Raw genomic sequence first — 13811 nt, 5'->3', positions numbered from 1 at the left:
TCCAACTTTAGGACTTTTTTTCCTCTAGCTTTTGTACTAGGATATAGTCCTATTTTTTTGTGTTTTTAACTACCCCAAGCCAAAATGCGTTTTAATGTGGATTAAGTATAGTTGATGTTAGTTTTAAAGTTCTATTTGTGCTGCTTTTTTATCAATTAATGATTTGTATTCTACTTTCAAGTTTTCATTTAGGAAACTACCTTCAATGATTTTTTCCCACTTCGGAATTAGTTTTTTATACTTTTTGAATATGTTGTCTATTACTTTTGAGTCTATACCAGCACCCTTCATTGCAATTTCAAAATCTTTCTTTTTGATCTTTTTTTCTTCCCATTTAAATTCAAAGCAAGATCTTCATCATCTCCTTCAACTACTAATTCGGAGGCAACTAGATCATAAGCAGGGCAAAGGTCATATTCCGAATTCCTCTTCAGTAAAGAGAAATTTTTAAGGTGCATATCGTTGTTTCCTGTCAAAAAACTAAATAGCACTAATTCAAAAAATCCGTTACATCCAAACCTGGATTTGCTACATGCTTTTTTATTGCCTTTGCTATTTGCTCGTAAGAACCTTTGTACTTGTGCTCCGTCATTCGTTCAGTTATTTGGCACATGTCTTCCATATGAAGCTTGCTCCCTTTTTCCCTGTCAATTCTTCTTGTTAGGTAAGCTAATTGTCCGGATTTTAATCTGATAAGTGAATGTGCTACGGTTTTTAATTTACTGACTTCAGCCAAGTGCATTGTCAAATCTTCAATTTCTGGTACACTTGCGTATGTTTTTGTTTGGGGTTTTAAAATATATTCACCCCATAGACCTACAATTGTAAATCGCTCAGGTTCGGTTGAATTTCCCGCTATTCCAAGGGAAAGTTTCGGCTGGACACCTGTAACCGTTTTTTGACTTTTGATTACCTGCTCAGCTAACTCTAGGATTTGGTCTTCAGTAAAATTCAATTCAGGAGGAATAATTTTACCAAAGAATTTCTTGCTGCATTTTTGATGATACCCCCTTACGCCTGCCTCAGTTGTTAACTCTTCTGAATCAATTTCCTTATAGCAATAAAGACATTTATTCTCCATTTTCTTCCTGTGGTTCTATAGATACTGCCCCTATGCAATCCAGACAAGTTTTCAATAATATGCTCATTCTATCCCGTGGATCCAGTTTCCAGTTTTTTTGTGCGATATCCAATAACCACCCTTCTGGAATTAATCCATCAAAAAACGGAAATAGGATTTTACTTTCATATCGATCACTTGTAAGTGGGAACGTGACACTTATTGCTTCTGAGTCCGATCGGTTCAGATATGATTTTTCATATTGGAAATGATAACCATTTTCATCTTCCGTTAATTTCCCGGCCAATTTATTATGCATGTAAACTTTAGCGGTCTTCATTTCATGTGTTAGTATTAATTTTCAGTTGTCACATGGAAGTCTCCCATATTCCCTTTTTTTGTTGTCTTGGTCATTTCACTTAGGCTCGTTTCTTTCTGATGGTATAGGTCCTAGTTCATGACCAAATAATGATAAAACCTGATTGACTTTATCGATCATTAATGATTTCTTTCCTTGTTCTAGATCGCGCACAAATCGTAGTCCAACGCCAGCTTTAAACGACAGGTCTTCTTGTGTTAATCCCAGTTTTTTACGTCTTTCTTTTACAAATCGGCTCAGCTTTTCCATAATAATATTATACCCTTTCGGGTATAAATATAGTAATAAAAACAAAAAATATACCCAAACGGGTATAAAAATGATTTTCTTAACAAAAATATACCCGTGCAGGTATAATAAACAAGCTTAAAACAGAAATTATACCCGATTAGGTATAATCTAATTAGTAAAAACATTTTTGGGGATACAACATTTGACTTTTTGGAGCGAACATCTGTCCCCCGCTAAGAAAAACGAGATGCTAGCTTAAAATGAACACAAACTACTGAATGCCAAATGTAGCATACCCTTTGTCATGCACTGTACTGCCATTATTTTTCTTCAGGTTTATCTTTTAGTAAAACCAATCTCCTTGGTTCACGACTTTTAAGAATATTAACTATTCTGTTCTCAACCATTCCTGCTCTTTCATCTTTAGGATTGATTTCTTTACCGTGTTTAACGTCAATTGTTGTCATTATATTTACACAAGCAAAATTTTGTTCAATTCCCGTGTCTCTTTCTAATTTTTTAAATTCTTCTTCAGCTTTCTTTTTATAGCCGTAATATTTAAATGTTACCAGTAATCAAACAATGAAAAAAACACCATTCCTTATATTAATTTTAATTTTTCTGATTATTCAAAAAGGATACTCTTGTATTTGTTGGGAAAAAATTGATTCTAAACTTTTTAAAGGACTAATTGAAAGATCAGATTTTGTTTTTGTTGGTGAAGCAGTAAGAAATGTTGGATTTCACAATCAACGAAACAACCAACTTGACCAGGAAGGCATAGGTTACAATGTGCTGTTCAAAGTTGATTCAGTGATTAAAGGGAAGTTGAAATCTCAAGAAGTTATCATTGATCAGGACAACGATGGAAGTTGCGCTCAAACGTTTAAAATAGGTAAGAAATATATAGTTTTTGGGATTGATTATAGAAACCACTGGAGATACGAAGAAACAATAAAGGAAGAGATGGAATATAAAAAGGAGAGTTATGAGGATTTAACTCAGTTTGACTTTTATACATCACTAAGGAATGAATATCCAATAATTAACACTAATTACTGCTCCTCATTTTTAAAATAGAAACACATTTTGGAATTCTTAAAATAGGATACTACAGGTAATCGAGTAGACGGCCGTGAGCCATAAGCCCACGGTGCGCCTCTCACACCGTACGTACGGGTCTCGTATACGGCGGTTCATTGAATCTCGGGCTTTGATTTTGAGTAATAGTCCAGCATGCTTACTAACCCTTTCTTTTCAGTCTGGAAAGTGTAATCGTTGTTACCAGTATGGGACTCTGAGCTACAGCCCATCCTCCTTTTCTGGTTCTACTCCATGCGTAGGCATGGTCTTGATCCACTCCCAGTCTAATTAGGTTTTTGCGTTTTCGCTCAGGCTTTCCAGTCATGCCAAATGCAATATCTGAGTCTGTTCCTCAGCCACTCGTCGAGTTGTTTGAGCTTGGCTGAATGGCAGCCAGTCGATAATTGTTTACCCAGCCCATCCATACCTCTCTGAGTTTTTGAAGTCGCTCTTCAAAGCTGTATGGTAAGGTTTCTTGGTTATTCCTTTGAGCTTACGCTTCAGGTTTTCCCAGCTTTGCTTCTTCACTACCAGTTGAGTATTTACCCTTTTCCCCCTTTTTGTAGGTTGGCACGAAGCCATGACCTAGCAGCTCAAAGTCAGAGGGTCTTCGGATTCCGCTTTTCTCCCTGTTGATAGGCAAGTCCAGTCTGTTCTTCAGGAACATATAGACTTCATTTCCTACTTTTTGGGCAGCTGATTTTGACTGAGTATAGATACTAAAGTCATCGGCATAGCGGACAAATTTCAACCCTTTACTTTTGAGATACTTGTCCAGTTCGTCCAATAATATATTGGATAGAAGAGGACAGGGGACTTCCCTGTGGCATACCCTTTCGGCGTTTGTGCAGTTTCCGTTGATCTGGATTGGTGCTCTCAGCCATTTTCGGATCAGCCACAAAGTTATTGGGACATTTCACCCCTGTTGTAGATTAACTGAAGCAACTTGTAGTGTTGTACTTCATCAAAGACCTTTCGAATCAATGTCAACAATATCCTGATGACATCATTGATGTTTTCAGTGCTTGTGTTACTGCTCCGTGAAGGTTCTTTCCAGGTCGAAAACCGTGGCTCTCCTCTTCGAAAGTTAATTCGAATCGGGTGGCTAATTGCTGGCTAACTGCACAGGCGAGCCATCTATGCACTACGCATGGGACTCCGAGTAATCTGGTTTTTCCGTTACTCTTTGGGATTTCAACCCCTCTGATGGCTTTGGGTACGTACCTCCTTTTCAGGATGTCGGTTAATACAGCTGTCTTGCCTTGGTCGATAAACGACTTCAATTCGGTCACCTGCATACCGTCCACTCCCGATGAGCCTTTATTACCCACTACTTGACGGTAGGCTTTATAAGGTTTTTGGATTGAAGTACTTTTCCTATCATTACTTTGTTCTCCTTGTCCGCTTAGAATAGGCTATCTCGCATGTGCGGGATTCCTATCCGAATTAGGACGCGATTCAATGTTCAGTCCTTCATTATCCAGTGAGACCTCTGCAGTATTTACAGCTCGTTTCCGATAACTACTATGACCTCGGCTGACTTCTCTTGGACGTTCCAGACGTCTAGAGACCTCCCTCGGTAAGGTGAATATCCTTGTGCCTATCGCTGCTCTATCTACTATTTTGGCTTATCTCTGTTTCCAGAGCTTTGGACTTCGGCATGATGTGCTACCTCATCCATCCTCATAGCCTCAGTATAGAGTTCCTGTTCGTCAGTACAGACACCGCAGTCTGGCTTACTTCAGTGTATACCTCGCGGTAAACCACCTTGCCACTTGCTTGGCTTCGGGTAACGACTCCCGCGCTTAAGGGACTTTCACCCGTTGGAACGACCATCTTTTTGGTCTATATTCACCATTCAAGGCACACACATAACCTAAACTGCATTAAAACGCAGTTTAGCCGAACGTTGAGTAACATCCCTTCGGTCGTTTCTCAATGTCGGGGCTCCATCGTTTGAAATCCGCCCTTCGGGGCGGCTTCTCAATCGAGTAGACGGCCGTGAGCCATAAGCCCACGGTGCGCCTCTCACACCACCGGCACGTACGGGTCACCATGTATACGGCGGTTCATTGAATCTCGGGCTTTGATTTTGAGTAATAGTCCAGCATACTTACATAGCCCTTTCTTTTCCAGTCTGGGAAAGTGTAATCGTTGTTACCAGTATGGGACTCTGAGCTACAGCCCATCCTCCTTTTCTGGTTCTACTCCATGCGTAGGACATGGTCTTGATCCACTCCCAGTCTAATTAGGTTTTGCGTTTTCCTCAGGCTTTTCCAGTCATGCCAAATGCAATATCTGAGTCTGTTCCTCAGCCACTCGTCGAGTTGTTTGAGCTTGGCCTGAATACTGGCCAGTCGATAATTGTTTACCCAGCCCATCCATACCTCTCTGAGTTTTTTGAAGTCGCTCTTCAAAGCTGTATGGTAAGGATTTCTTGGTTATTCCTTTGAGCTTACGCTTCAGGTTTTCCCAGCTTTGCTTCTTCACTACCAGTTGGTATTGCCCTTCCCCCTTTTTGTAGGTTGGCACGAAGCCATGACCTAGCAGCTCAAAGTCAGAGGGTCTTCGGATTCCGCTTTTCTCCTGTTGATAGGCAAGTCCAGTCTGTTCTTCAGGAACATATAGACTTCATTTCCTACTTTTTGGGCAGCTGATTTTGACTGAGTATAGATACTAAAGTCATCGGCATAGCGGACAAATTTCAACCCTTTACTTTTGAGATACTTGTCCAGTTCGTCCAATAATATATTGGATAGAAGAGGACTAAGGGGACTTCCCTGTGGCATACCCTTTCGGCGTTTGTGCAGTTTTCCGTTGATCTGGATTGGTGCTCTCAGCCATTTTCGGATCAGCCACAAAGTTGTGGGACATTTCACCCTGTTGTAGATTAACTGAAGCAACTTGTAGTGTTGTACTTCATCAAGAACCTTTCAGATCAATGTCAACAATATCCTGATAGCCATCATTGATGTTTTTCAGTGCTTGTGTTACTGCTCCGTGAAGGTTCTTTCCAGGTCGAAAACCGTGGCTCTCCTCTTCGAAAGTTAATTCGAATCGGGTGGCTAATTGCTGGCTAACTGCCTGTTGAAGCCATCTATCCACTACGCATGGGACTCCGAGTAATCTGGTTTTTCCGTTACTCTTTGGGATTTCAACCCCTCTGATAACTTTAGTACGTACCTCCTTTTCAGGATGTCGGTTAATACAGCTGTCTTGCCTTGATCGATAAACGACTTCAATTCGGTCACCTGCACTTTGCGTCCTCCCGATGAGCCTTTATTACCCACTACTTGACGGTAGGCTTTATAAAGGTTTTTGGATTGAAGTACTTTTTTCTATCATTACTTTGTTCTCCTTGTCCGCTTAAGAATAGGCTATCTCGCATGTGCGGGATTCCTATCCGAATTAGGACGCGATTCAATGTTCAGTCCTTCATTATCCAGTGAGACCTCTGCGGTATTTACAGCTCGTTTCCGATAACTACTATGACCTCGGCTGACTTCTCTTGGACGTTCCAGACGTCTAGAGACCTCCCTCGGTAAGGTGGAATATCCTTGTGCCTATCGCTGCTCTATCTACTATTTTGGCTTATCTCTGTTTCAGAAACTTTGGACTTCGGCATGATGTGCTACCTCATCCATCCTCATAGCCTCAGTATAGAGTTCCTGTTCGTCAGTACAGACACCGCAGTCTGGCTTACTTCGGTGTATACCTCGCGGTAAACCACCTTGCCACTTGCTTGGCTTCGGGTAACGACTCCCGCGCTTAAAGGGACTTTCACCCGTTAAGACGACCATCTTTTTGGTCTATATTCACCATTCAAGGCACACACAATGGCTATACAGCCATTGAAACGGTGCATAGCCCCGACATTAACTCTGTTTCTTTAGGATACTTTTGTTTTAATTCAATGAGAGACTGTTCAATTATATTCATCACAGAAATTCCATAATCAACAGCTTCCTTTTCAGTTAGTATATAACCTTTGTGAATTACTGAATTTCTAAAAGAAACTTCTTTATTATGATTTAGGTAAAGAGCTCAAGAAAGAGGTAGCCTAGAGTTCTAAAAAATCACCTGAGCAAAATTATACAAGTTGTTTCTCCATACTGGCCAAGTATGACCTCCAGGATACTCTGAATAGGAATAATCCACCCCTATTTCGTCAAACTTTTTCATCATTATCTGGCAGTTCTGATAGGCGATATCCTGTTCTCCTCCCATAGCTATCCAAAATGACTTTAGATCCTGATTGATTTTAGAAGCATTTTCTTTCATAAAGGCATATTGGGCATCCACAATTTCTGTCTGCCTACCGGCTATCCAACCCGAACTAAAGACTCCCAAATAGGAGAACAAATCAGTGTTATTTACACCTGCATACAAGGTCTGTAATCCTCCCATGGAAAGTCCAGCTAATGCTCGATTGGCAGCACTGGACTTAGCCCTGTAATTTTTCTCCACGTAGGGAATCAAGCTTTCTTTGAGCTCCCGCTCAAATTGCCTTAGGCCATTTTCAGTAAACGCACTGGCTGGCATATTCCCATCTGCCATCACCACCAACATCTTTTTTGCCTTACCTTCCGAGATCAAATTATCTATTATAAGATCGGTCTTCCCTTGTCTTGCCCAACCTGTTTCATCCTCTCCTCCTCCATGATAGATATACAAAGTTGGATAGGTTTCCGCTGTATTCGTTTCGTATCCCGGTGGAGTATAGATGAAAAATTGCCTCCAGGATCTCAACGCTGTCGAAAAATATCTTACTCTTCTCACTTCCCCGTGTGGCACATTTTTTAATTGGTAGTATCCATCTCCTTTAAAAGGCACTTCAATGCCACTTGCAAACCTACCCATCCCATAAAATGCCTCACTGGATGGATCCACCACAGCCACTCCATCAATGATCAAGGAGTAATAATGAAAACCCTCACTCAAAGAATCGGTCATCACTTCCCATACTCCATCTTCTCCTTTGATCATATCATATTTCTTACCCAGATCCAATTGGATTTTTCAGCTTCAGGAGCTTTGATTCTGAACTTGGCTCTGTGATCAGGATAAATCTGAGGGTATTTGGAGTTTCTGATATTGGTAGCCGACGGGGTCCCTAAGGGACTATATTTATTGAATTTTGATTGATCTACTGGCTTAAATAATAGCTGGGAAAACATGTACAGCCCATTCTTCCAGACTTTAAAATCATGCCCTCCTGATTCCAAATAATAGATATGGGGAACCTCCTCTTGTACCAAATAATCGTGAGTTCTCTTGCTGAAACTAAGTAGTCCATCTTCATCCCCGCAGGAAATCCAAAGTACCTTCAATAATTCTTTGGCTTTTGCTGGGTCTGGAACCAAAACCTCAGGAGCTTTGGTATTGGGAGCGGAAGAAAATCCTCCCACCCAAGCGAACTTATCCAAATTCCCTAGGCCAAAATTCAGTGACTGCCCTCCCCCCATTGACAGACCTGCAATCGCTCGGTTTTCCCGATCAGTTAAAACAGGATATTTCTTTTCTATAAAAGGAATCAAATCATTCAACAAATCTTTTTCAAACCTAGCAAATGCCTCTACTTTTTCAGGAGCCATGATATTTCCTACAGCCCTATCATCCTTCATCGCTCGACCATTTGGCATGACTACAATCATGGGCTCCAGTTTCCCTTCCGCATACAGATTATCCAAAATCACTTCAGGATGCCCTCCTTTCAACCATTCTTTTTCATCACCTCCAATACCATGCAATAGGTATAAAACCGGATACTTGTCTCTTTTGGAATAACCTGGAGGTGTATAAACCAGCGCCTTTCTGGTCGTCCCAACCGTTTTGGATCGATATTGAATAGAATCAATCTTTCCATGGGGAATCTCAGCTTGAACTTGATCAAAGCCTGCAGGTGCTTCTTTTTCCAGAACTTGTCCTATTGTCGTGTTTCCAACAAGGCAAAACACAAAAATCAACTTGAAAAATCGTTTCATATGGTTTTAGGTTTATGGTTTGAACTAGGCCTAATTTATTAATTATTACTCTTTAAAAGCTCAGTCATCTTCTCACCATATCGCGAACCCAGTAATCGGTAACCAGCTGCTGAAAAATGCAATCCATCTTTGATCGCCTCACAATCCTGGGAAGAAATCACATAAGCATTCGGGATGACTTCAGGCAAGGTGCCTATGATCGGATTCATGCTAGCGCATTTTCCTCCCTCTTCAGCACTGACCAGTTCACCTGCCAATAGTGGCACCGAATTGGGTTCCAAACTTAAATCTGCCAATAAATTCGCATAGACCCCTGCGACCTTGGTAGGCCAGGTTTGATCTCCTGTATTGGATTCACCCTGATGCAGCAGGATCCCTTTGATGACCCCAGTTTCCTGGGCCAATTTCCCCAAATCAACCAACCTTTGATAGGGATTCCCATCGTATTGGGCGATCATTCCTTTCATCCAATCCGGTGCTGTAGCCGTGTAGGTTTTATAATTATCTTTATCAAATAATTCGATTTTACAGCCTCCAACTGAGACATTGATAATTCCGACCCGAATGCTATCAGGTAAATTTTCCACTAAAGTTCTCCCAAAGTAATCACCTGGGGTAATCCCTGTATTGCACCTGCTCAATGGAGGAACGGCAGGATACCATTTTCCTTTTTCTCGGCCCAGATCGGGGCAATCCACTGCTTGTAACAATTGAAAACGGGGATTTGCTATTGTATCCTGGGGTTCGAACCGGGCATTTCCTTCCATGTTGGACTGACCAAAACTCAGAAAAATGTAAAAATTCGGGTCTTGGGCAAAGCTTTGTTTACCGATAAAACAAAGTACCAAAGCAATTAAAGCTCTTGAAAACATGGGTTATAGATTTAAGGGGTTCATTCAATTCATCAGCAATACGTAGGTTTTTCCTGCTTCCGTGGCTAAATCATAGGAATAGCCTGGATTCAATTGAGGTTTTTCCAATTTAGCTTGATCAGAAATCACTGGAGCTGGAGTCTCTTCTACATAGTAAAAAGGGTTGGAATTTTCTCCTTTTGCCGGATTCAAAACTCCCTCTTTCACATGCATGGAATTGGGAACTCGCAAACGGAGGTTTCCACCCAAATAAGATCTCACGGACACCGTTTGTATTTTTCCATCCTTCCATTCCATGTCCACAATTTCAAAACCTCCTCTTGCTTTGATTCCAGAAATACTACCTTCAGGCCAGGCATCTGGAAGTGCGGGCAGCAAATGAACCTCTCCATTGGCACTTTGTACCAACATCTCTGTGATCCCTGAAGTACAGCCAAAATTCCCATCAATCTGAAAAGGTGGATGTGCATCAAAAAGGTTGTTATAAGAACCTCCACCTTCTCTGGTACCCTTTACTGGAGATAGTTGGTTTTGGATCAATGTATAGGCATGGTTCCCATCTAAGGCCCTGGCCCACCAGTTAACTTTCCAACCCATACTCCAACCTGTAGAGACATCTCCTCTATGAATCAGGGTAGTTTTGGAAGCCTGGTATAATTCAGGAGTTAGGAATGGAGATATCTGATTGGATGGGAAGAATCCATACAAATGAGAGATATGGCGGTGATGGTCATTAGGATCATCAATGTCCTCCAACCATTCCTGAAGCTGGCCATGCTTCCCGATATGCATTGGAGGAAGTTGCTTTCTCAACAGCTTCAAGCTATCCTGAAATGAGGCATCTTTATCCAAAATTTTTGCAGCTTGAATCGCCGTGCTAAAGACGTCAAATACAATTTGATTATCCATGGTCGTGCCTGCATCCAAAGAAGACCCTCCATGTGCTTGAGGGGCATTTTCCGGAGAGGTTCCTGGGTTGATGACCAACCAACCATTTCGAGGATCTTTCACCAAAAAGTCTGCATAAAACAGTGCAGCTCCCTTTAAGACTGGATAAATAGATGACAAAAATTCTTGATCACCGGTATACAGGTAATGTTCCCAAAGGTGCTGGCTGGTCCAACCTCCACCTCCATTCCAAATACCCCAAAATATGGCATCCACAGGCCCCGTAACTCTCCAAATATCTGTGTTATGATGAGCCATCCAACCTCTTGCTCCATACATCACTTTAGCCGTTTCCTGTCCAGTTTCTGCCATTTCCTGAACCATTTTTAGGAAGGGCTCATGCAATTCCGAAAGATTGGTTTTTTCCGCAGGCCAATAATTCATCTGTGCATTGATATTGATGGTATACTTGCTGTCCCAAGGCGGCATCATCTCTTTGTTCCAAATTCCTTGGAGATTGGCGGGTTGTCCACCAGGTTGGGAAGAAGAGATCAATAAGTATCTGCCATATTGGTAATACAGTGTTACCAACTGGGGATCACTGGTATTTCTAAAATTCTTTAAACGTTCGTCAGTAGGTAGCTTTGAAGCCCCTGAGTCACCCAAATCCAACTTTACCCGATTAAAATAATGCTGATAGGCCTCCCGCTGATCTTTCTGGATCGCTTCAAAACTCCTAGAAAAAGCTTTTTCCATATAGCCATTCGCTTTCTCATGTTCATCCCCTGAGAGGTCATCATATCGGATAAAATTGGAAGCAATGGAAATGTAAATCGTAGCCTCATCGGCATCCTTCACAACCAAAGCTGTATCCGTTTGGCTAAGCGTGCCACCTTTTGTTTGGATTTTAGCGATCCCCTCAAAATTGACTTTCCCCGGTACTCCCTCATGATCTGAGGTTGTTCCAGTCAGTACTAATTCATTTGAACCATTGGTCTTAACTCCAGATTTTTGATGCGGACTCGAAAATGTTGCGCTAAATGAAATCATACCCGGTTTATTGGCGCTTAACTTCACCGCAATAATCCGATCAGGAATCGAAGCTATGGCCTCCCGGGTGTAAGTCACCCCTTTGACAGTGTAGCTGGTTTTCGCAACCGCATGGGCAATATCTAACTCACGGTAATAATCCTCAAATTCTACATGATCTGCCATGGATATTTCTAGATTTCCCACAGGTTGAAACATCTGCCCATTAGATTTCTTAGTCTGGATCATTTTAGAAGCCAGCTGCTCTGCCTCTTTCTGTTTTCCCTCAAAAATCAATTCCCGGATCTCAGGAAGGGCATTCAATGCATCAGGATTGTCATTCCTATTGGGACTTCCCGACCAAACTGTATGCTCATTAAGTTGGAGGATTTCAGTGTCCACATTGCCATATACCATGGCGCCCAACCTTCCATTCCCAATAGGCAAGGCATCAGTCCACACTTTTCCAGCTGGCTGCTTGTACCATAGCTTCAGCTCTTGTTGAGAAAATGCTTGCGAGGAAATGAATAGTAAGACGTAAAAAATCAAATGTCTCATGAGAGTAGGTTTTGGGTTTGAAGTTGGTGTATTAGAAGAACTTTTGCTTTTAACTAATTGAATTTACGGATAATTATAATTCTCCCTCTAGCATTTCAATTTCACCATTAGAAGGGATAATGGTAAGTTTAAAGGTCAAATCGGAGCCTAGGGGGATTAATTGATCATAGGGAAGTTCTATCCAGATTCCTTCAAATGGCTCTAAGGAATGAACCTTTCCATCTGAGGTAAAAGCACTTTTTCCATCCTCAAAAACCTCTACCATCACTTTTGCTTTCTTGGATTTTATTTGGCCAAAATTCTCCACTTTCACCCGTACAATTCCTTTTTCTTTATCAATTTCAGGCTTTCTTGCCGAAAGGATTTCGGGATTGTAATTCACCCAAGGTAGTCTAGAAAAGCCGAACACCATGTCCCCGTTATTGTCCTTCCCGATCATCTTTCCAGCAAAATTATCCTCCTTGAATCCATTGCCTTTTCCCTCAAAAGAAATTTCCAAGTCATCCCCTTTAGCTTGAGAACTGACCGCCTTTGCTCCTCTTCCAAAATTGACTTCTTCGGATGCTCCAAAGCGTAAGGAGGCCAAATCCAAGTCTTGTTGAGGGTTAAAACCCGGTTCAGCCTTCACCAATACTTTGATAGATTTTGTCTTAGGAGTAATGGCTTTTTTATTCAACAGTTCCAGTTGCATTCCAACCTTCAGTGGAATCCCAATATTCTTGGAACTATGCCTATCATTGGGCTTATCTTCATTTTTCAAAGTGTCAATCACCGCAAAATTGGCTTGTACAGCTCTTCCCAATTCATCCTGAAAAATCTTGATGCGCTCATATTTAAACCAGTCTTCAATGGTCCCGTCTTCATAAGTGGTAATTCCAGGCATGTAGGCCTCTCCCGGATCTGTTTTCCAATGAACCCCATCTTTCGAACGCTGGTAAAAAGCTATTCTTCCCAACCAATCATTAACAATCAAATGATACTGAACATGGTCTTTCCAGATAACAGGATCTTCGAATCTACCGTCAACTGGAGGATAAACTCGCTCATTGGAAACCTGATTGAAGGTACTTACTCCATCTTTACTGAACCAAACTCCTCCTCCACGACAGACCATGAGATAGGAACCATCTTCACGATGAGCAAAAGTTAGATTGGAAAGCCCTTCAATGATTGGTCGGTCTCTCTGGTCAAAATCAAATTTGCGGTATTCCCAAGGACCGTCAAGAGATTCAGACACATAATATCCGTCGATCACATAGACCACAAAGTGTCCGTCCGCAGTTCGAAAGATTTCTGGGTTATGCCCCTTTCCAACTTCACCAATAACTTTAAAAGGCCCCATTGAGTGATCGGATACGGCATGTACCACGATCGATCTAGGCCATTCATGATGTCCCTTGGGAGAATCTTCCCTCCAGCGGCAGACGAATAAATGAAATTGACCATCTTCCCCTTTTAGAATGTTGCCACCCCAGTAGGACCATTCATTATCTTCAATTCCATTGTCCACATACCGAGGTTTGACCATAGCAGTGCCCCAAGTATCGGCAGTCAATTTTCCAATTGGTGGAATTGGTTGAAAAAGATCAATAAACTTAGCTCCTGGTACTAAGTTGTTCCACTCGGCAGGTCGTGGCCTTTCTTCAATTTGAGCAAAGCTTTCCTGAGTGTAAATAAGGAGAGCAGCAAAGAATACAATAATTTTACGCACTTGAATCGGGTTCATT

15 protein-coding genes and 3 pseudogenes are annotated in these 13811 nt (G+C 41.6%); 1 reads left to right on the top strand and 17 read right to left on the bottom strand.

Annotated features, from left to right (window positions below):
- Window positions 1-123: 123 nt before the first annotated feature.
- From V8V91_RS26125 to V8V91_RS26105, 5 genes and pseudogenes are all read right to left on the bottom strand, one after another.
- Entirely contained in the window at window positions 124-291 is a 168-nt protein-coding gene (locus tag V8V91_RS26125; protein WP_373397947.1) for a hypothetical protein, read from the bottom strand.
- Window positions 288-1081: pseudogene (locus V8V91_RS26120) on the bottom strand (HipA domain-containing protein). Before V8V91_RS26120 ends, V8V91_RS26125 begins: the two are co-directional and overlap by 4 nt.
- Entirely contained in the window at window positions 1071-1400 is a 330-nt protein-coding gene (locus V8V91_RS26115) for a HipA N-terminal domain-containing protein (protein ID WP_373397946.1), read from the bottom strand. Before V8V91_RS26115 ends, V8V91_RS26120 begins: the two are co-directional and overlap by 11 nt.
- A 75-nt stretch (window positions 1401-1475) precedes the next feature.
- The gene (locus tag V8V91_RS26110; RefSeq protein WP_373397945.1) at window positions 1476-1688 is read right to left on the bottom strand and encodes a helix-turn-helix transcriptional regulator; all 213 of its coding nucleotides are present in this window, start codon (window positions 1686-1688) and stop codon (window positions 1476-1478) included.
- A 302-nt stretch (window positions 1689-1990) separates the two neighbouring features.
- Entirely contained in the window at window positions 1991-2137 is a 147-nt protein-coding gene (locus tag V8V91_RS26105; RefSeq protein ID WP_373397944.1) for a hypothetical protein, read from the bottom strand.
- A 115-nt stretch (window positions 2138-2252) separates the two neighbouring features.
- Here V8V91_RS26105 and V8V91_RS26100 point away from each other — a divergent pair, with 115 nt between their 5' ends.
- Complete coding sequence (locus tag V8V91_RS26100; RefSeq protein ID WP_373397943.1) at window positions 2253-2750, top strand: hypothetical protein; 498 nt, start codon at window positions 2253-2255, stop codon at window positions 2748-2750.
- 163 nt (window positions 2751-2913) lie between these two features.
- Here the strand turns inward: V8V91_RS26100 and V8V91_RS26095 are convergent, their stop codons facing one another.
- From V8V91_RS26095 to V8V91_RS26040, 12 genes and pseudogenes are all read right to left on the bottom strand, one after another.
- Window positions 2914-3078 carry a hypothetical protein gene (locus V8V91_RS26095; RefSeq protein ID WP_373397942.1) on the bottom strand — a complete coding sequence of 55 codons (165 nt, stop codon included), beginning with the start codon at window positions 3076-3078 and terminating at the stop codon, window positions 2914-2916.
- 168 nt (window positions 3079-3246) lie between these two features.
- The gene (locus V8V91_RS26090; RefSeq protein ID WP_373397941.1) at window positions 3247-3654 is read right to left on the bottom strand and encodes a reverse transcriptase domain-containing protein; all 408 of its coding nucleotides are present in this window, start codon (window positions 3652-3654) and stop codon (window positions 3247-3249) included.
- A gap of 85 nt (window positions 3655-3739) precedes the next feature.
- Window positions 3740-4084 (bottom strand): hypothetical protein, encoded by a 345-nt coding sequence (locus V8V91_RS26085; protein WP_373397940.1) that lies wholly within the window; start codon window positions 4082-4084, stop codon window positions 3740-3742.
- 873 nt (window positions 4085-4957) lie between these two features.
- Window positions 4958-5101: a hypothetical protein gene (locus tag V8V91_RS26080; RefSeq protein ID WP_373400817.1), complete on the bottom strand. Its 144-nt coding sequence runs from the start codon at window positions 5099-5101 to the stop codon at window positions 4958-4960.
- Complete coding sequence (locus V8V91_RS26075) at window positions 5034-5285, bottom strand: hypothetical protein (protein WP_373400865.1); 252 nt, start codon at window positions 5283-5285, stop codon at window positions 5034-5036. The genes V8V91_RS26080 and V8V91_RS26075 overlap by 68 nt, the downstream gene beginning before the upstream one ends.
- 11 nt (window positions 5286-5296) lie before the next feature.
- A pseudogene (locus tag V8V91_RS26070) lies at window positions 5297-5665 on the bottom strand (reverse transcriptase domain-containing protein); the annotation flags it as partial.
- A gap of 10 nt (window positions 5666-5675) precedes the next feature.
- The gene (locus tag V8V91_RS26065) at window positions 5676-5858 is read right to left on the bottom strand and encodes a hypothetical protein (RefSeq protein WP_373397939.1); all 183 of its coding nucleotides are present in this window, start codon (window positions 5856-5858) and stop codon (window positions 5676-5678) included.
- The gene (locus V8V91_RS26060; RefSeq protein WP_373397938.1) at window positions 5858-6043 is read right to left on the bottom strand and encodes a hypothetical protein; all 186 of its coding nucleotides are present in this window, start codon (window positions 6041-6043) and stop codon (window positions 5858-5860) included. The genes V8V91_RS26065 and V8V91_RS26060 overlap by 1 nt, the downstream gene beginning before the upstream one ends.
- A gap of 778 nt (window positions 6044-6821) precedes the next feature.
- Window positions 6822-8737: pseudogene (locus V8V91_RS26055) on the bottom strand (alpha/beta hydrolase-fold protein).
- 38 nt (window positions 8738-8775) lie between these two features.
- Entirely contained in the window at window positions 8776-9609 is an 834-nt protein-coding gene (locus V8V91_RS26050) for a sialate O-acetylesterase (protein WP_373397937.1), read from the bottom strand.
- A gap of 24 nt (window positions 9610-9633) precedes the next feature.
- Window positions 9634-12084, bottom strand: coding sequence for a glycoside hydrolase N-terminal domain-containing protein (locus tag V8V91_RS26045; protein WP_373397936.1), 2451 nt, complete (start codon window positions 12082-12084; stop codon window positions 9634-9636).
- Window positions 12085-12157: 73 nt separating this feature from the next.
- A complete protein-coding gene (locus V8V91_RS26040; RefSeq protein ID WP_373397935.1) occupies window positions 12158-13810 on the bottom strand; it encodes a glycoside hydrolase family protein in 1653 nt (550 codons plus the stop codon).
- Between the last annotated feature and the right edge of the window lies 1 nt (window position 13811).

The sequence above is a fragment of the Algoriphagus halophilus genome (genome assembly GCF_041729275.1).
Taxonomy (GTDB): domain Bacteria; phylum Bacteroidota; class Bacteroidia; order Cytophagales; family Cyclobacteriaceae; genus Algoriphagus; species Algoriphagus halophilus_A.
The sequence above is the reverse complement of the archived record's forward strand: the minus strand, read 5'-3'. Positions and strand labels throughout refer to the sequence as shown.